Annotated in this window: 16 protein-coding genes; 11 read left to right on the top strand and 5 right to left on the bottom strand. The window is 36.1% G+C overall.

Annotated features, from left to right (window positions below):
• Window positions 1-264 precede the first annotated feature (264 nt).
• From pflB to HMPREF3270_RS05375, 3 genes are all read left to right on the top strand, one after another.
• The gene (gene pflB / locus HMPREF3270_RS05385; protein WP_002479855.1) at window positions 265-2,514 is read left to right on the top strand and encodes a formate C-acetyltransferase; all 2,250 of its coding nucleotides are present in this window, start codon (window positions 265-267) and stop codon (window positions 2,512-2,514) included.
• A gap of 109 nt (window positions 2,515-2,623) precedes the next feature.
• Window positions 2,624-3,379, top strand: a complete 756-nt coding sequence (gene pflA / locus HMPREF3270_RS05380) for a pyruvate formate-lyase-activating protein (protein WP_057510118.1) — start codon at window positions 2,624-2,626, stop codon at window positions 3,377-3,379.
• 213 nt (window positions 3,380-3,592) lie between these two features.
• Entirely contained in the window at window positions 3,593-3,994 is a 402-nt protein-coding gene (locus HMPREF3270_RS05375; protein ID WP_002479853.1) for a sporulation protein, read from the top strand.
• Between the two features lie 112 nt (window positions 3,995-4,106).
• On the opposite strand, the gene HMPREF3270_RS05370 is transcribed toward HMPREF3270_RS05375, so the two are convergent.
• Complete coding sequence (locus HMPREF3270_RS05370; protein WP_070848958.1) at window positions 4,107-5,102, bottom strand: NADP-dependent oxidoreductase; 996 nt, start codon at window positions 5,100-5,102, stop codon at window positions 4,107-4,109.
• A gap of 266 nt (window positions 5,103-5,368) precedes the next feature.
• Between HMPREF3270_RS05370 and HMPREF3270_RS05365 the strand changes: the two genes are divergently transcribed.
• Together HMPREF3270_RS05365 and deoB are read left to right on the top strand one after the other, a co-directional pair.
• Window positions 5,369-6,670: a pyrimidine-nucleoside phosphorylase gene (locus HMPREF3270_RS05365; protein WP_060803571.1), complete on the top strand. Its 1,302-nt coding sequence runs from the start codon at window positions 5,369-5,371 to the stop codon at window positions 6,668-6,670.
• 33 nt (window positions 6,671-6,703) lie between these two features.
• The gene (deoB, locus tag HMPREF3270_RS05360; RefSeq protein ID WP_070848947.1) at window positions 6,704-7,897 is read left to right on the top strand and encodes a phosphopentomutase; all 1,194 of its coding nucleotides are present in this window, start codon (window positions 6,704-6,706) and stop codon (window positions 7,895-7,897) included.
• A gap of 96 nt (window positions 7,898-7,993) precedes the next feature.
• On the opposite strand, the gene HMPREF3270_RS05355 is transcribed toward deoB, so the two are convergent.
• Window positions 7,994-9,019 carry a PTS sugar transporter subunit IIC gene (locus tag HMPREF3270_RS05355; RefSeq protein WP_002479849.1) on the bottom strand — a complete coding sequence of 342 codons (1,026 nt, stop codon included), beginning with the start codon at window positions 9,017-9,019 and terminating at the stop codon, window positions 7,994-7,996.
• Between the two features lie 204 nt (window positions 9,020-9,223).
• Here HMPREF3270_RS05355 and HMPREF3270_RS05350 point away from each other — a divergent pair, with 204 nt between their 5' ends.
• The 3 genes from HMPREF3270_RS05350 (at window position 9,224) to HMPREF3270_RS05340 (ending at window position 12,715) form a co-directional block, all read left to right on the top strand.
• Window positions 9,224-10,093 (top strand): fructosamine kinase family protein, encoded by an 870-nt coding sequence (locus tag HMPREF3270_RS05350; protein ID WP_002479848.1) that lies wholly within the window; start codon window positions 9,224-9,226, stop codon window positions 10,091-10,093.
• Between the two features lie 136 nt (window positions 10,094-10,229).
• Window positions 10,230-11,660: a phosphate--AMP phosphotransferase gene (locus HMPREF3270_RS05345; protein WP_070848949.1), complete on the top strand. Its 1,431-nt coding sequence runs from the start codon at window positions 10,230-10,232 to the stop codon at window positions 11,658-11,660.
• A gap of 95 nt (window positions 11,661-11,755) precedes the next feature.
• On the top strand, window positions 11,756-12,715 hold the full coding sequence (locus HMPREF3270_RS05340) for a cation diffusion facilitator family transporter (RefSeq protein WP_002479846.1): 960 nt from the start codon (window positions 11,756-11,758) through the stop codon (window positions 12,713-12,715).
• A 256-nt stretch (window positions 12,716-12,971) separates the two neighbouring features.
• Here the strand turns inward: HMPREF3270_RS05340 and HMPREF3270_RS05335 are convergent, their stop codons facing one another.
• The gene (locus HMPREF3270_RS05335; protein ID WP_002479844.1) at window positions 12,972-13,598 is read right to left on the bottom strand and encodes an FMN-dependent NADH-azoreductase; all 627 of its coding nucleotides are present in this window, start codon (window positions 13,596-13,598) and stop codon (window positions 12,972-12,974) included.
• Between the two features lie 202 nt (window positions 13,599-13,800).
• On the opposite strand from HMPREF3270_RS05335, the gene HMPREF3270_RS05330 reads away from it, so the two are divergent.
• The gene (locus tag HMPREF3270_RS05330) at window positions 13,801-14,106 is read left to right on the top strand and encodes a hypothetical protein (RefSeq protein WP_002479843.1); all 306 of its coding nucleotides are present in this window, start codon (window positions 13,801-13,803) and stop codon (window positions 14,104-14,106) included.
• A 50-nt stretch (window positions 14,107-14,156) separates the two neighbouring features.
• On the opposite strand, the gene HMPREF3270_RS05325 is transcribed toward HMPREF3270_RS05330, so the two are convergent.
• Window positions 14,157-14,396, bottom strand: a complete 240-nt coding sequence (locus tag HMPREF3270_RS05325; protein WP_002479842.1) for a hypothetical protein — start codon at window positions 14,394-14,396, stop codon at window positions 14,157-14,159.
• Between the two features lie 154 nt (window positions 14,397-14,550).
• Here HMPREF3270_RS05325 and srtA point away from each other — a divergent pair, with 154 nt between their 5' ends.
• Window positions 14,551-15,159 (top strand): class A sortase SrtA, encoded by a 609-nt coding sequence (gene srtA, locus HMPREF3270_RS05320; protein ID WP_002479841.1) that lies wholly within the window; start codon window positions 14,551-14,553, stop codon window positions 15,157-15,159.
• A 57-nt stretch (window positions 15,160-15,216) separates the two neighbouring features.
• Here the strand turns inward: srtA and bioB are convergent, their stop codons facing one another.
• Window positions 15,217-16,227, bottom strand: a complete 1,011-nt coding sequence (bioB, locus tag HMPREF3270_RS05315; protein WP_002479840.1) for a biotin synthase BioB — start codon at window positions 16,225-16,227, stop codon at window positions 15,217-15,219.
• A gap of 587 nt (window positions 16,228-16,814) precedes the next feature.
• On the opposite strand from bioB, the gene HMPREF3270_RS05310 reads away from it, so the two are divergent.
• The coding region (locus HMPREF3270_RS05310; RefSeq protein ID WP_070867182.1) for an SdrD B-like domain-containing protein at window positions 16,815-19,599 on the top strand (2,785 nt) is incomplete at its 3' end.

Below are 19,599 nucleotides of genomic sequence, written 5' to 3'. Positions count from 1 at the left end.
TAATCATTGAATAAATATTGAAGCAATCCAGTAATGCATATAACGCTTTATTGGATTGTTTTTTATTTGCAATTAAAAATTTACTGTTCTAATACAGTGATTTTTGAATGTAACACTTAATCTAACAGAGTCACAACCTTGACACATGTTTATTAAAACGTTTTCATATTTTAGTGATTTATTTCACAAGTCAAGGTATAATAGTATGTGAAAAGGTGAACAAACAATAAACCTAAAATACACATTATCCATGGAGGGATATCAATGATTGAACCAAAATCAAGAAAACAATCAGCATGGGCAGGATTTGAGACTGGCAAATGGACTTCAGAAGTGGATGTTAGAAACTTTATTCAATTGAACTACACAATGTACAATGGCGATTCATCATTCTTAGAATCACCAACACGTGCAACAAGTGATTTATGGAAACAAGTTATGGAATTATCTAAAGAAGAGCGCGATCGTGGCGGCATGTGGGATATGGACACTAAAGTTGCATCAACAATCGTTTCACATGATGCAGGCTACTTAAACAAAGACACTGAACAAATCGTAGGTGTTCAAACTGAAAAACCATTCAAACGTTCAATGCAACCATTCGGTGGTATTCGTATGGCGAAAGCAGCTTGTGAAGCATACGGTTATGAATTAGATAAAGAAACTGAAAAAATCTTTACTGACATTCGTAAAACACATAACCAAGGTGTATTCGATGCTTACTCTAAAGAAATGTTAGCTTGCCGTAAAGCAGGTATCATCACAGGTTTACCAGATGCATACGGACGTGGACGTATTATCGGTGACTATCGTCGTGTAGCATTATATGGTGTGGACTACTTAATTGAAGAAAAAGTAAAAGACTTCAATAACATGTCTACTGAAATGGACGAAGCAACAATCCGTTTACGTGAAGAATTATCTGAACAACACCGTGCATTACATGAATTAAAAGCAATGGCTGAAATGTATGGTTATGACATCAGCAAACCAGCTACAAACTTCAAAGAAGCAGTTCAATGGTTATACTTTGCATACTTAGCAGCAATCAAAGAACAAAACGGTGCTGCAATGAGTTTAGGACGTACTTCTACATTCTTAGACATCTATGCAGAACGTGACTTACAAAATGGTGACATCACTGAACGTGAAGTACAAGAAATTGTGGATCACTTCATTATGAAATTACGTCTTGTAAAATTTGCAAGAACACCTGACTACAACGAATTATTCTCAGGAGACCCAACTTGGGTAACTGAATCAATCGGTGGTGTAGGTATTGACGGACGTCACATGGTTACTAAAAACTCATTCCGTTTCTTACACACATTAGATAACTTAGGACCAGCTCCAGAACCAAACTTAACAGTTTTATGGTCACAACGTTTACCAGAAAACTTCAAAACTTTCTGTGCTGAAATGAGTATCAAATCAAGTGCGATCCAATACGAAAACGATGACTTAATGCGTGAAAGCTATGGCGATGACTATGGTATCGCATGTTGTGTATCTGCAATGCGTATCGGTAAACAAATGCAATTCTTCGGTGCACGTGCTAACTTAGCGAAAACTTTACTTTACGCTATCAACGGCGGTAAAGATGAAAAATCAGGCAAACAAGTAGGTCCAGAATTCGTACCAGTAACTTCAGAAATCTTAGACTACGATGAAGTGTATGCGAAATTCGATCAAATGATGGAATGGTTAGCAGGCGTTTATATCAACTCTCTAAACATCATTCATTACATGCATGATAAATACAGCTACGAACGTATTGAAATGGCGTTACATGATACAGATGTTATGCGCACAATGGCAACAGGTATCGCAGGTTTATCAGTAGCTGCAGACTCATTATCAGCAATCAAATACGGTGAAGTTCGCGCTATCCGTAACGAAGATGGCTTAGCAGTAGATTTCGAAACAACTGGCGACTTCCCTAAATATGGTAACAACGATAAACGTGTAGACGATATCGCTGTAGAATTAGTAAAATCATTCATGAAAAAATTACGTAAACACAAAACTTACCGTGATTCAGAACATACTATGAGTGTCTTAACAATCACTTCAAACGTTGTTTATGGTAAGAAAACTGGTAATACACCAGATGGACGTAAAGAAGGCGAACCATTCGCACCAGGTGCTAACCCAATGCACGGCCGTGACGAACACGGTGCATTAGCATCATTATCATCAGTTGCGAAAATCCCTTACGAATATTGTAAAGATGGTATCTCTAATACATTCAGTATCGTACCTAAATCATTAGGTAAAACAGATATGGAACAAAACCATAACTTAGTTTCTGTATTAGATGGTTACGCAATGCAACATGGTCACCACTTAAATATCAACGTATTTAACAGAGACACATTATTAGACGCAATGGAACATCCTGAAGAGTATCCACAATTAACAATCCGTGTATCTGGATACGCAGTTAACTTCATTAAATTAACAAGAGAACAACAACTAGATGTTATCTCAAGAACATTCCACGAAAGAATGTAATTAAGGTAAAAGCCGCATTTATTGCGGCTTGATGCCTATTATGAATAAAAAGTATGCCGTATAAAAAATAAGAGTAATATGGATCATGAAACAAAAAGAAAGGACGATTATTATGGAAGGAAGAATTCACTCAGTAGAAAGTTTAGGGACAGTTGACGGCCCAGGCCTTCGCTATATTATATTTACGCAAGGATGTTTGTTAAGATGCCTGTACTGTCATAACCCTGACACTTGGGGTTTGACTGACGCATCCCGTAAAGCGACAGTTGACGAATTAGTGGATGAGATTCTTCCATATCGTCCTTACTTTACTGTCTCTGGCGGAGGTGTCACAATCAGCGGTGGCGAACCTTTGCTTCAAATGCCATTTGTAGAAGCATTATTTAAAGAGCTTAAAAAAGCAGATATTCACACATGCATTGATACTTCGGCAGGCTGTGTGAATGAAACAAAAGCATTTCTTTCCCATTTAGATAATTTGCTTGAGTATACTGACTTGATTTTGCTCGATTTAAAACATATTGATAATGAAAAACATATCGCATTAACAGGTAAACCTAATGAACATATTATTAAATTTGCGAAGATGTTGTCAGAACGAAAACAACCTGTTTGGATTCGCCATGTCCTTGTACCAGGTTATACTGATGATGAAGAAGATTTAATTAAACTCGGTGAATTTATTAACTCACTTGAGAATGTAGAACGCTTTGAAATCTTACCTTATCATCAACTTGGTGTGCATAAGTACGAAGCATTAGAACTTGAATATCCATTAGAAGGTGTAATCGAACCGACAACAGAAGAAGTTGTACGTGCATACGATTTAGTAAACTTTAAAGGTATCACTCCAGTTAGTGTATAAATATTAGAACTAAAAAAACAGACGCTTAGAATGAATTTTTCTATGTGTCTGTTTTTCAATATGCTTAGATTGACATGAGATGAAATTCTTTTTTAAGATAAAGTTGTTGTTCAAATCTAATGAATCAGTTTTTGAATTAAACGACTTAAAGTTAGGGAAGAGATAAATAAGTCGAGAGGATAAAACTTCACAACATTTCAAGGAGGGCATACTATGTTTGAAAAAATCTTAACATCATTAGGTGTAGGTGCATTAACAGTAGAAACACGTTTAGAAAAAGATGTGTTTGATGCTAATGAATTGATTAAAGGTAAAGTCGTATTAAAAGGCGGAGATGCGGATCAACAAATCTCTAAAATTAAATTATCTTTAATCGAACACAAAGAAAATGAAACAGAACACAGTGACTTTGATGAAATGGAAAATGTTTTACAAGTCTATGAAATTCATAGTGAACAAGTGGTTGAAGCGGCACAAACAGTGGAAAAACCATTTGAATTTCCACTAGAGAATTATGAATTCCAAAAAGATACAGATGCTTTGACGCTCAGAACTTATGTTTATATTGATAATGGTGCTGACGCAGAAGAAGACGCTGAAATTTCAATTCAATAAACTATAATTATTTGAAGTATATATATAGAAACACCACATCATTTCTATCGCAAAGGTTGAGGTTTGTGATAAAAGTGATGTGGTGTTTTTATGTTTGCTTTTGTATTTCAAATCATCTTGAAATACGAATGACCACTTTGCCAGTTGCGTGGCCTTGTTGAATGTATTCTAAAGCTTTATCTGTTTCTTCAAAATCAAAAGTTAAGTCTAACACAGGTTTGATTTTACCTGATTCAATCAATTGTCTGATTTTGTTGAGTTGTGAACGACTGTCACGTGTAAAGATAAAGTGATATGAAGCGTGATGTTGGCGTGCTGCACGATGAACTTTACGGGCCGCAAATTTTAATAAGAAACGTTTCCATAAAGAGAGTTTCAAATCTTTCGCGGTTTGCGCATCAGGAATGCCGCTGATAGAAACCACTTTACCTAAAGGTTTTAAAATCTTAAATGCTGAAAATAAGTTTTCGCCGCCTAACGTATCAAAAACACCATCATAGTTGGTTAAACTATCAGTAAAGTTTTGACGACGGTAATCGATGATGTTATTAGCACCGAGATCTTTGACAAGCTCACGATTTTTACTGCTGGTTGTTGTCGCAACGTAAGCGCCTAATACTTTCGCAAATTGAATCGCAAAAGAACCAACGCCCCCAGAGCCTGCTTGGATTAAAACTTTTTGATCTTTGGTTAAATGCATGACGTCATTTAAAGCTTGGTAAGAAGTTAAACCTGCCATAGGAATAGAAGCAGCTTCTTCATAACTTAAGTGATTTGGCATTGCCGCAATTTGGTTTTGCGTAGCCGTAATATATTCTGCGAAAGCACCTGCTTTTAAGCCATAGACATTGTCACCGACTTGGAATGCAGAAATATGCTTGCCGACTTCCACGATTTCCCCCGCAAAATCATGTCCCATAATATAAGGTGTTTTATAATTAAAGAAGAGGCGCATTTTACCGCCTTGCGCAATTTTAAAATCGACTGGATTGACACTTGCCGCATGTATTTTAATAAGCACTTGATTGTCTTTGATTTTAGGTCGTTTGATTTCTTTTAATTCTGCTTTGGCATGTTTGCCATATTTTTTATTGATGATTGCTCGCATTTTCACTTTTGCCATACCCTAAACACTTCCAATTTCTAATTTACTTTATTATACACCTACTTTCCCTAGAAATACGCAGTTTAATCTATGTTTCACAAGCTTGTGAAATTGTGTTATTTATATTCTTGGCGCAAATAATTGTTTTTGATTTTGACTCATTCTCTATTCATTTCATTCTCGTTTTGATGTATTCTCATGGTAAAATATAAGTAAGCAAGTGTCACAAAGCACAGATGAAAGAGAATACTTGAAGGAGTGACAGTATTATGAGAATGGTGGATTTAATCGATAAGAAAAGGGACGGCAAGGCATTAACGACTGAAGAAATTAATTGGATGGTCGAACACTATACGAATGGTGACATCCCAGATTATCAAATGTCGAGTCTTGCGATGGCAATTTATTTCCAAGATATGAATGATGAAGAGCGTGCTGCTTTAACCATGGCAATGGTACATTCAGGAGATATGATTGATTTATCCAAAATCGAAGGGATTAAAGTTGATAAACACTCTACAGGCGGCGTAGGAGATACGACGACATTAGTACTTGCGCCACTCGTTGCGGCAGTGGGTGTACCAGTTGCTAAGATGAGCGGACGTGGATTAGGACACACAGGCGGTACTATCGATAAATTAGAAGCGGTTGATGGCTTCCATGTAGAAATCTCAGAAGATGAGTTCATTCGTCTTGTAAATGAAGATAAATTAGCAGTAATTGGACAATCAGGTAACTTAACACCGGCCGATAAGAAGATTTATGCATTGCGTGATGTGACAGGTACAGTAAATTCTATCCCATTAATCGCATCTTCTATTATGAGTAAGAAGATTGCGGCGGGTGCCGATGCGATTGTTTTAGATGTTAAGACAGGTAACGGCGCATTCATGAAGACGTTAGATGATGCGAAAGCATTGGCACATGCGATGGTTAAAATCGGTAATGATGTCGGCAGACAAACTATGGCGATTATTTCTGATATGAGTCAACCACTCGGCAATGCGATTGGTAATGCGCTTGAATTAAAAGAAGCAATCGATACATTACGTGGTGAAGGACCAGAAGATCTAACTGAACTTGTAATGACGCTTGGTTCTCAAATGGTCGTGCTCGGCGGTAAAGCTGAAACATTAGATGAAGCACGTACGTTACTTCAAGAAGCTATTGATAGCGGTGCAGCTTTAGATAAATTCCGCACATTCTTAGGCAATCAAGGGGGTAATACAGAAGTAGTAGACCATCCTGAATTATTACCTCAAGCCAAATACCAAATTAACATTCCAGCCAAATCAAGCGGTGTTGTCACTGAGATTGTGGCGAACGAAATGGGTATTGCGTCTATGATGCTAGGTGCAGGACGCCAAACAAAAGAAGATGAAATAGATTTAGCTGTCGGCTTAGTTCTGCATAAAAAAGTCGGGGACAAAGTTGAAGAGGGCGAAAGCCTGATGACAGTTTACAGTAATACGGAATCCATTGATGATGTCAAAGCTAAAATCTATGATAATATTACGATTGCGCAAACAGGTGAAGCACCGACATTGATTCATACGGTGATTACTGAATAAATTTGAAATAAAGAAAGATAGGAGCGAATGAGTATGACAACTCCATTTAAACGTGTACATTTAATTGTGATGGACTCTGTAGGTATCGGAGAAGGGCCAGATGCGGCCGCATTCAACGATGAAGGCAGCCACACTTTAAAACATACATTAGAAGGATTTAAACAAAAATTACCGAATTTAGAACGTTTAGGATTAGGTAATATTGATCAATTACCAGTTGTTAATGAAGTCGAACATCCTGAAGCCTTTTATACAAAACTCAGCGAAGCTTCTGTTGGTAAAGATACAATGACAGGTCATTGGGAAATTATGGGCTTAAACATCATGCAGCCATTTAAAGTTTATCCTGAAGGTTTCCCAGATGAACTAGTTAAAGAAATTGAAGATATGACAGGACGTAAAATAGTCGCGAACCGACCAGCTTCTGGTACGCAGATTATTGATGAGTGGGGCGAACATCAAATGAAGACAGGTGATTTGATTGTCTATACTTCAGCTGACCCTGTACTTCAAATTGCGGCACACGAAGATATCATTCCTTTAGAAGAACTTTATGATATCTGCGAGAAGGTCCGTGAATTAACGAAAGATCCTAAATATTTAATTGGACGTATTATTGCACGTCCTTATTTGGGCGAACCAGGTAATTTCACACGTACGTCAAATCGCCATGATTATGCATTGAAACCATTTGGTCGTACTGTCATGAATGAATTAAAGGATAATGGTTACGATGTCATCGCAATTGGTAAAATCAATGATATATATGATGGTGAAGGTGTAACGAAAGCAGTACGTACAAAAAATAATATGGATGGTATGGATCAACTTGTTGAAGTTGTTAAACATGACTTTACTGGACTCAGTTTCTTAAACTTAGTTGATTTCGATGCGTTATATGGCCATCGTCGTGATAAAGATGGTTACGCGCAAGCAATCAAAGAATTTGATGAACGTTTACCAGAACTCTTTGAAAATCTGCAAGAAGATGATTTAGTCATTATTACTGCAGATCATGGTAATGATCCGATTGCGCCTGGTACAGACCATACGCGTGAATATATTCCAGTATTGTTCTATAGTCCTAAATTAAAAGATCAAGCACATGAACTTAGCGGTGATACAACGTTCAGTTCTATCGGTGCGACAATCGCAGATAACTTTAATGTACCAATGCCTGAATTCGGACGCAGCTATTTATCTGAATTAGGTGTTGAAACAGAATAACTGAATTTCCTAAGTAAGTTAGTTTAAATACAAAATAACGTTCTATCCAAGTAATCAGGATAGAACGTTATTTTTATGATGTATATTTAATTGTGTTTACGAATTTGAAGTGCGTTTGTCACCAATATGGATTTTCTGATCACCATCTTTAATCCATCCTGCATTACGACACACTTTATAAAGCAAGTAGCTGACGATGGCAGGTAAAGCAATTTGGAAAACACCGATTAAAATCCAAGTGTGAAGTGAAGCACCCATGGTATTTATCGTCATAATCTGTCCAATAAAACCGCTCGTTCCCATCCCTGCACCTGCCGCATTATTAGTCATTGGGAAGAGTGTCGTCATGATTGGAGCGACAATTGCGCTTGCGAGTGTCGGTGGAATAAGTATTGCGGGGTTCATTAAGATATTCGGTACTTGCAACATACTTGTACCGATACCGACTGAAATGATACCGCCGACGCCATTATCTTTATAGCTCGTTACCGCAAAACCGACCATTTGTGCACAACAACCGATTGTTGCGGCACCTGCGGCTAAACCAGATAAATCTAGCATTAAAGCTAAAGCCGCACTTGAAATCGGTGCTGTTAAAGCTAGACCAAAAATCACTGCGACTAAGATACCCATCACAAGCGGACGTTGATCAGTCGCAAGCATAATCATTTTACCAAGTGACACCATAAAGTCATTTAAGAATGGTCCAATAAATTTAGCCACTGCACCACCGACAATTAAAGTAAGTAATGGTGAGATAATAATGTCAATTTTCGTTTTAGCTGCATAAAAACGACTTAATTCAGTGGCGATTAAAGTGGCAACGAAGGCACCTACTGCACCGCCGCCAAACTTATCATAGCCGAGAGAACCGACGATGATACAAGAAAAGACAACTAAAGGTTGTGCACCTAAACCATAGGCAATGGCGCCACCGATTGCGGCACCTGTTAAGCCCATTGCTACCGTGCCGATTTCAGATAAAAAATGTAAATTTAAAACAGGAAACAAAGTTTGTTTACCGATAGTTTGTAAGATTAAACCGATAATAAGTGAACCGAATAGGCCTAAGGTCATATAACTTAGACCTTGAATAAACCAACGATGTAGAAGTTTTTTCATTTAGGATTTCACCCTCCAATTATTTGTCATTAGTATAGCATAAAAGCAACTGCAAAAAAGATTGTTATTTTGAATAACACGCTATTGTAAAAAGAAATAAACAAAAGTCATGTTCCTAAGAAGAGGGTTAATAAAAGCAAGTTATAATTATAAGATAAGTGGTATATATTATGTATGAGACATTTTAGAACGGGGGAAGAAATAATGGATAAGTTATGGCAACAAAATTTACCGATTTCAGGTATTAAAGATATTGTACCTGTCGCAGGCGGTGACGTGAATGATGCATATCGTATTGATACTGAAAATGATGAAACTTTCTTCTTATTAGTACAACCGAATACTTCTTATGACTTCTATGCGGCAGAAGCAGAAGGGTTGAAAGATTTTGAGTATGCGGAGGTTACTGCACCGCGTGTGATTGCGAATGGTGAAATTGATGGAGATGCTTATTTAGTATTAAGTTGGCTAGAAGAGGGACCACGAGGCAGCCAAGCAGAACTGGGTAAATTGGTCGCAAAATTGCATGATTTCCATAATCCAGACAAACGTTTTGGTTACGACCACCCTTATGAAGGCAGAGATATTTCTTTCAATAATGAATGGACAGATTCTTGGAAAGAAATCTTTGTGAATCGCAGATTGGATCATTTAAGAGAAGTGGTCGTTGAAAAAGGATTGTGGAACGTCGATCAATTGAATAAATTTGATAATGTACGTCAAGTGATTGTGAATGCATTAGACAATCACAAAAGTAAACCATCGCTATTACATGGTGATTTATGGGGCGGCAACTATATGTTCTTAGAAAATGGTGAACCTGCACTCTTTGATCCAGCTCCAATGTATGGCGATCGTGAATTCGATTTAGGAGCGACAACGACATTCGGTGGTTTCTCTGAAGAATTCTATGAAGCTTATGATAAAGCTTATCCTTTAGATGAAGGTGCGTATCAACGCATTGAATTCTATAAATTCTATTTATTATTAGTACACTTAGTGAAATTCGGTCCAATGTATGAAGGCAGTGTAGATGCTTCAATGGATAAAATTTTAAGTGATGCCAACTTCTAATTTGAATCATAGCGACTTACTGGTAAAGTAGGTCGCTTTTTACATAGCTTTTGTTCTGGTGGAATTTTACTCCTTTGTCCATTTCAAGCGTAAAAAATGTTAATTTATAAGTAAGTTTAAAAATGGGGTGAGAATAATGTCAACTAAGATTAAAGACCTAGAGTTAGAAGCATCTGAGTTAACAAGAACAACACATCAATTAGGAATTCCAGTGATGATTCTTTTCGAGGGTGTACCTGCAGCAGGGAAAACACGTTTATCTAATGAATTATTATTAACTTTGGATGCGAAATACTCGAGCTTTATTGCGACCGCATCACCGACACCAGAAAATTTACGTTACCAATTCTTACAAAAGTATTGGAACACATTACCAGGCAAAGGAGATATTAATATTTATTTCCGTAGCTGGTATGCGCACTATATTGATTACAAAGTAAATGGGATTAAGCATTTACAGTACAAAGATTATCATGTATTGCGTGATCAAATTGATGGTTTTGAAACGATGCTTGAAAACGACCAATACGAAATCATTAAATTTTATATTGAAATTGATGAACAAAAACGCCAAGAACATATTAGACAAACGAAAGAAAATCCTCTTACAAGATGGAAAGCACAAGAATACGAAAATGTTATTCCGGATGATATTTATCTTGAAGAAATGCGTGAAATTCTTCAAGATCCAACTCAAAAAGATTGGAAGATTATTGATTATACGGATGGAGAAGTGGCTACTATTTTAATGTATGAACACATTATCAAACGCCTTAAAAAAGCGATTAAAGCTTATCACGAACGTGTTCAAACACGTGATGGTTTATTTACTGAAGGGTATACAACAGATGTTTTCGATAATCCATTAGAAAAAGTCAGTAAATCAGAGTACAAAACACAAATAGAAAAACTTCAAGCACGTATGTTAGAAATTCAATTTGCGTTATATGAACGAAAAATTCCATTAATTTTAGTGTTTGAAGGTATGGATGCGGCAGGTAAAGGCGGTAATATTAAACGCATTCGTGAGAAACTTGATCCGACGGGTTATGAAGTCAATGCGATTAGTGCACCTACAGATGTTGAACTTGCACACCAATACTTATGGCGTTTTGCGCGAGATATGCCACGAACAGGACATATTGAACTTTTTGACCGCAGTTGGTATGGCCGTGTACTGGTAGAACGTGTAGAAGGTTTTGCGACAACGGATGAATGGCAACGTGCTTATCATGAAATTAATGACTTTGAAAAAATGTGGACAGATGAAGGAGCAATTCTGTTAAAATTCTTCTTAAGCTTAGATAAAGATGTTCAGTTAGAACGTTTTAAAGCTAGAGAAGAAAATCCGGATAAACAATGGAAGATTACGGATGAGGATTGGCGCAACCGTGAAAAGTGGGATTTATATTTAGAAGCCAGTGCGGATATGATTCAAAAAACCGATACTCATAATGCACCATGGTATGTTGTGCCAGCTGATCATAAGAAAACAGCGCGTATTGCGGTATTAAAACGTATTATTAAAACATGTGAAACTGCTTTGTGGGGCGTACACCACGATTAAAGACTGATATACTAGTGAGAAGTATAAAGTTAATTACGGGATATATTGTCAATGGATAGAAAAGAAACAATGGCAAGAAGGGGGAGAAGAAAATAATGGCGAGAAATTATTCTAGAACCTATTATTTTCATCATGTGGAACATCGCAAAATTCAACAAAGTTCTAAGAAAACACTGTGGTTATCTTTAATTATTACGTTATTCTTTACATTTGTTGAATTTATAGGAGGTATCGTGTCGAACTCACTGGCACTTTTATCAGACTCCTTCCACATGCTCAGTGACGTTTTAGCACTGGGGTTATCAATGGTCGCAATTTATTTATCAAGCAGGCAGCCGACTGACCGTTTTACTTATGGGTTTTTAAGGTTCGAAGTTATCGCTGCTTTCTTGAACGGACTGGCACTTGTAGTGATTTCACTGTGGATTTTTTATGAAGCTATTATGCGTATGATTTTCCCGAGAGAAATTGAAAGTGGACTAATGTTAGTGATTGCGGTAATTGGTTTAATCGTTAATATTGTATTAACGTGGTTACTGTATCATTCTTTAAAATCTGAAGAAAATATCAATATTCAAAGTGCATTATGGCATTTCTTTGGTGACTTATTAAATTCAGTGGGTGTCATCTTAGCAGTGATTTTAATTAAATTGACTGGTATTCAAATGATTGACCCGATTTTAAGTATTGTCATTTCAGCTGTGTTATTAAATGGCGGTTATAAAATCTTGAAAAATGCGTGGATGATTTTAATGGAATCTGTGCCAGAAGGTTTAGATGTCGATCAAATCATGGATGATATGAAAAAAGCAGAACATGTTTTAGATGTGCATGAATTCCATTTATGGAGTGTAACTTCTGATCAGTATTCATTATCTGCACATGTGGTATTAGATAGTAAAGATAGCCAGGATGCTTATCGCATCATCAACCAGTTAGAGCAATTATTAAAAACAAAGTATGGCTTGCATCATACAACGTTACAGATTGAACATCTAGATTTGAATCACTTAGATGAAAATTATTTTGAGCAATTTGAAGATGAAAAAGCATAAATATGTGTGATTCAATTCTCTTTTGGGTAATATAATAAGTACGGTTATAAAATTCAACCGTTTGTTTAGTTGATATAAGATAAAACATAACTAAAGGAGGCTATATTATGGCTGAAGAGAAAAAAGGTTCAATCCAAGGACGCGTAGTAGACGAAACTAAAGAGCAAGCGAAAAAGCAAAAAGAAAAATTAGAAAAGAAAAACGAAGATAAATAATAAAAAACGGGCAGCCATTAAGGTTGCCCGTTTTTATATGATTAAAATTGTTTTGCGAATTGTTCTGCTTGTTGAATCGCATTTAGTTTAATTTCTTCTGCATTTTCTGGTTCTGCATTGTGACCTTCAATTGCGATTAAACTAATATCAGGTACACCCATGAATGCTAGGATAGTACGGATATAACGGTCGCCTAATTCAAAGTCAGCTGCTGGACCTTCGCTGTAGTAGCCGCCACGTGATTGGATATGCAATGCTGCTTTATCTGTTAATAAGCCTTGTGGACCTTCAGCAGTGTATTTGAATGTTTTACCAGCAACTGCGACTGCGTCGAAATAACGTTTAACTGCAGGAGGGAATGATAAGTTCCACATTGGTGTAACGAAAACATATTTATCTGCCGCTACGAATTGATCTACAAGTTCAGTTAAACGGTTAACTTTTTGTTGTTCTGAATCTGTTAATGTTTCGCCAGATTGTAATTTACCCCAACCTGAAAATACTTCAGCATCGATTTCAGGTACTTCATCTTTAAATAAGTCGATGTGAACGACTTCATCTTCAGGGTGTTCTGCTTTGTAAGTATCAATAAAAGCTTTTCCAACTGCCATTGAGTTAGAAACCATTTCATCTAATGGGTGTGCTGTGATATATAAAACTTGTGACATTAATAATCATCCTTTTTCATGTAATGTAAGATATATTTATTATACTAGGTACAATTACTATATGTAAAGGGTAAAGTTTTCACTTTTGGTGCATCTTAAAGAAATGAAATAAGTAGATTTAGTGAACAAGTAAGTTTAAAGTGGAGTGTGTTCTAGGGTTAGGTTTATAATATTTTTGAAATTCATACCTAGAGGTGAAGTGATGAAGAATTTAATCATCGGTACATTATTATTTTTGTTAGTAGTGGGTTCAGGTTTGTATACGATTAAAGCTGAAATGCAGAATGATGCGAAGGCAGCAGCAACACAAAAATATAAAGTCAAAGGTATAACAACAGAAAAACAATTAAAAGCATTCTTTAATGATCCGAAGAAAACAGAAGCACAAAAGTTAGGCGCATATGAGACAGCTGTCGAAAATAAAGTCATTCCTCGCAGTCCGCATTTTCAAAGTGCTGATGCAGCATATAAAGAATCTATGAAGTTGAAACACCATAAGCAACAATAAAATAAAATCATCATTTATAAAGTAAGTGACAGGCTTTATAAATGATGATTTTATGTTAAATGTAGAAAATTTTTGATTTCATCTAGTGAAGGAAGTTGTTCAGTATAATATTCAAGGTTTTGAAGTAAAGGTTGATTATCTGACCATTGTTGAATTTGACTTAAGAAAGTACCATTAAAAATTTGACCATAGAAATGTAGGAAGTTAGATAAATAATTGCCTTCTTGCCATACTTTGTAAGTTCCGATAAGTGCTAATATAAAAACGATTCCTTTAAATAAATTCCACATCGTCTTTCTCCTTGAAAATAGTTTGTTATCTAATTAATTGTATAACATTTTTATTGTGATTGCTAGTGAGCGCATTGCTCTATATGAATATTGAAAACCATGTTATAATGAATGAAATTCACAGCATGAGTCGAACTGAATTAGGAGGTTTACAATGGGTAAATGGAAATCACGGTTATTTACATTAGTGGGTGTCTTACTTATTTTAGCGGGCATCTTTATGGTGTTTAAACCACAAATCAACCACTTTATAGCTGGTAAAGAAAATGAAGCGAAAATAGAACAATACGATAAACAACAAGCCTCAAAAAAACAAGAGAAAAAAGAAGTGCCGCAAGTTCCTAAAGATAAATCACAATTGGTAGGGTATATTGATATACCAAGTGTGAATATTAAAGAAGCGGTTTATCCTGGTGAAGCAACACCTGAACAATTAAACAGAGGTGTCAGCTTAGCCGAAGAGGATGAATCATTAGATCAACAAAACATAGCGATTGCCGGTCATACAAATACATCAGGCAACTATCAATTTACAAATTTACACAAAGTAAAAAAAGGTGCAAAAGTCACTTTTAAGGTCGGCAAAGAAACACGTAAATATAAAATCACAAAGATTAAAGACGTAAAACCTACTGAAATTAGTGTGTTAGCTGAACAGAAAAAGAAAAAAGATCAATTAACATTAATTACATGTGATGATTATAATCCACAAACTGGCGAGTGGGAAACACGTAGTATTTATACTGCTGAAAGAGTTGCATAATAAGAAAGACCTGAGACAACGATAACAGTCTCAGGTCTATTTTTTATGTTTCTACTATTATGCTTCTAATTTCTGTGTGATTTGTTCGGCAGTATCTTCAGGTAAATTACTGTGATCAATTTCAAAACCTAAGTCTTGAATCATGCGATAATCCATTTCATTCGGCTGACCACCTGTAATTAAGTAATCACCTACAAAAATTGAGTTAGCTGCTAGTAATGCTAAAGGTTGGAGTGATTGTAAGTTGATTTCACGTCCGCCTGCAATTCTAATTTCTTTAGTTGGATTAACCAAACGGAATAAAGCAATGATTCGTAAACATTTCATAGGTGTAAGTTCGTCCATCTCTCCGAACTTTGTGCCTTGAATAGGATGTAAGAAATTAATAGGAATACTGTCTGCATCAATTTCTTTTAAGGCAAAGGCCATATCAATTCTATCTTGATCTGTTTCACCCATGCCGCAGATAACGCCAGAGCAAGGTGATATATGATGTGCTTTCATAATTTCTACAGTATTCACACGTTGTTCATAGGAATGGGTTGTGACCACAGTATCATGATAATTTTCACTTGTATTTAAGTTATGGTTGTAACGATCAACACCTGCATCTTTTAAACGTTGTGCTTGATCATCATTTGCGATGCCTAAACATGCACAAACTTTTAATTCAGGATGCGTTTGTTTGATTTGTTTCACTGATGAAGTGATATGGTCAACTTCTTTATCACTAGGACCACGACCGCTCATCACAATACAGTATGTACCTATTTGATGTTCAGCAGCAGCATTTGCGCCAGCCACAATGTCATTTTCAGGAATCAAAGCATAACGGTCTTTTCTTTTCATATCCCTTGATTGACCACAGTACCCACAATCTTCAGGACAGATACCACTCTTCGCATTTAAAATCATATTCAGTTTTACTTTCTTTCCGTAATAATGTTTTCGAATAGCATAAGCCTCATCTAATAATGTCATCGTATCAATAGATTCATCTGTATATAAATTATAGGCTTCTTCTTTAGTGAGTGATTTACCGTTTAAAATATCTTGTGCAATTTGCATAATCGAGATCTCCTTTATAGTGAAATTCAATATGTAAACTTATTAATGATTTAAGTTTACATTTGTGCGGGAGGATATGCAAGTGAAGATTTTTATGTGAAAGGGATGTTTTACAATATTTAAATTGTTAAAGTTAGGACATTTAAATCAAAAAATACAAAAGAAATCATCTAAATGTGTCTAAATTGTGACAAATATTAAGGGGTTATTAAATTTGTAAACGCTTTATTATTGAGATTATTTTGGAAACTGTAGAGTAAATTAACTCTAATCAGAGTGATAATTTATAAAAACGAAATAAATTGAGTTCAATTGCATCGTGTGGATTCGACCAACTTACAGATGATTTTTCGTTAACATAATTATACATTTAATCAAAAAATTTCATGCAGTTAAGTTTTTGTTGTTGAAATGCGTTGTTCCATAAAATTTACGAAAAATAAATCAATAGTAATACAAAGTTGTTTGGAACTGTGATACTATCTATTTATACTAGTTTTTTGAAAACTTAGGTAAGTGGTAAACAATATACGTAACAATTGGACAAGGGAAATTTTTTAATTTTTGGAAAGGGGTTATATCTTAATATGAGAAATAATTCACATTCGCGAGGCTTTGACGCAAGGCGTCAAAATAAATATTCGATCCGTCGTTTCACTGTAGGAACAGCTTCTATTATCGTTGGAGCAACTTTATTGTTCGGAATTGGTAACGAAGCAAGAGCTGCAGAAGGAACAACTGATTCTACTGGTAACCAAACGTCAGGTAGTTCGACTAGTGATCCAGCATCACAACCAACAGAAGATGCTGCACCAACTCAAGAGACTGCACCGACACAAGAAACACAAACAAACACAACAGATCAATCAACTGACCAATCGGTTGACCAACCTGTTGAATCAACAACACCACAAACTGATACAAAAACTACAGATGCACCTACAACTGGTGAAACTGTAACACCAGAACAAAATACAACAACTACTAATGATACAAATACAACAACTGCGTCAGATGCTCCACAACAAGAAACTTCTTCCCAAACTGCATCTTCAACAGATACATCATCGACAACAAAAGATACATCATCACAATCAGCACCAGAGTCGGCTGATACAACAACTTCTACAACACAAGAAAAATCAACTTCTGATACATCATCACAATCATCAACTTCAGATAAAGTAGATGCACCTACAACTGCTGCACAAGAACCAAGCAGTACAACACAAGAAAAATCAGCAGATACATCAAGCACTTCAAATACGACTTCTGCTCAAACAGCTGAAGAACCTGTAACTACTCAAGGTTCTACTGACCAAACGGTTGATAAGTCAACAGTTGAACCAAGTGCTGAACAAAATACTGTCTCATCTACTGAACCGACTCAACAAGTCATTGCAGCTGCTGATTCAAATACAACTACAGATGCAGGTACTACTCAAGATACATCTTTACAATCAAGTGATTTAGCTGCACAAGCTGGTGTTACAAGTGCTGATTCACCTGAACTAGCAACATACAAATTATTGCAACAATCTTCTGATAATAAAGATGCAAACACAATTCAAACGACAGCTGAAACAACACCAATGTCACGTTCATTCAGTTTAATGTCAGCATCACCAACAACATTCACAACATTAGCAGCAGCAACAGGCACGAATGTAAATGATTTAGTTACTATTTCAAATCCTACAATCTCAACAGAACAGATTGACCCTAACCAAAGTGGTAATTTCCGATTGAATGCAGATTATACTGTTAATGGAACAGTGCAAGGTGGAGACTATTTCACTGTACAAATGCCAACATATGCAAATATGGATGGGGAACTAGATTATACAAATACTAACAATCAATTCACAACTGAGTTATTATCACCATCAGGATATGTAGTTGCAAACGGTGTTTACGACACAACTACTAAAACTTTAACTTATACCTTTACTGACTGGGTTAATGATAAAGAAGATGTATCAGGGAGCTTTAGTTTAGCGCAGTTTGCGGATCGTAATACAGCGAAAGATTATGGAACATACCCATTAACTTATAACTTAGCTGGTGAAACATTTAATACACAAATCACATATGCATATGATTCACACGAACATGGGGTTTATCCGGCATACGTTGATTCAATGATTACAAATGTTGATGCGACAAATACAACTAACGATTTTACTGAAGTGGTTTATGTCAACCCAACTGATTTAAACTTAAGCAGTGCAGCTCTAGTTATGGCTCCAAAAGACGGTAACAGTAATGCGCTAATTGGCTTTGACTATACAACTTTCCATATTTATGAAGTTCCAGACCCAAGTCAATTACCTGATAGCTATGATTTTGAAGCTGCAGGTTACCAAGACTTAGCACAAAGTTTCCAAAATAACGGAAGTATTTATACAAATGCAAATGGTGATATGATTATTAATTTCGGTGCGATTGATAATCCGTATGTAGTAGTTATGGATTCACAATTCGATCCGACTTATAGTTCAAATTTAACAACTAGAGCGACTCTCTATGCAACAGATCAATCTGGTTACACAGCAAGCTATTTCTTTGATAACAGCTTTGTAATTGAAAATAGTTCAGGTACTGGAGACGGAACACTTGAAACTTATAGACTAGGTGACTATGTATGGGAAGATACTAACCAAAATGGTATTCAAGATAGTGGAGAAACACCAATTTCAAACGTGTTAGTTACTCTTAAAGATGCTAACGGTAACATTATCAATACAGCAGTAACAGACCGATATGGGAACTACTTATTCTCAGATTTAAATAACGGAGATTATACAGTAGAATTTAGTACACCAGAAGGCTATGTTCCGACTACACAAAATGCTGGAATAGATAGCACTGTAGACTCAAATGGTTTAGTTGTACCTGTAACAATTAATGGTGCGGATAACTTAACAATCGACTCTGGTTTCTATAAACCTGTAGCTGCGACATACAACTTAGGTGACTATGTATGGGAAGACAGCAACAAAGACGGCATCCAAAACTCTAACGAAGTAGGAATCGAAGGCGTAACTGTAACGTTAACAAAACCAGACGGCACGACTGAAACAACAGTAACAGGCGCTGACGGTAAATATGAATTCACTGGCCTAGAAAACGGTGAGTACACAGTTAACTTCTCAACGCCAGCAGGTTATGAAGCAACACTTGTAAATCAAGGCGATTTAACAGCGCTTGATTCAAACGGTACAACAACTACAGTTGTCATCAATAATGCTGATGATTACACAATCGACAGCGGTTTCTTCAAACCAGTTGTTGAACCAGAACCAGTTCCAGCGACATACAACTTAGGTGACTATGTATGGGAAGACAGCAACAAAGACGGCATCCAAAACT

It is taken from the genome of Staphylococcus sp. HMSC65H10 (genome assembly GCF_001839185.1).
Taxonomy (GTDB): domain Bacteria; phylum Bacillota; class Bacilli; order Staphylococcales; family Staphylococcaceae; genus Staphylococcus; species Staphylococcus simulans.
The sequence above is the reverse complement of the archived record's forward strand: the minus strand, read 5'-3'. Positions and strand labels throughout refer to the sequence as shown.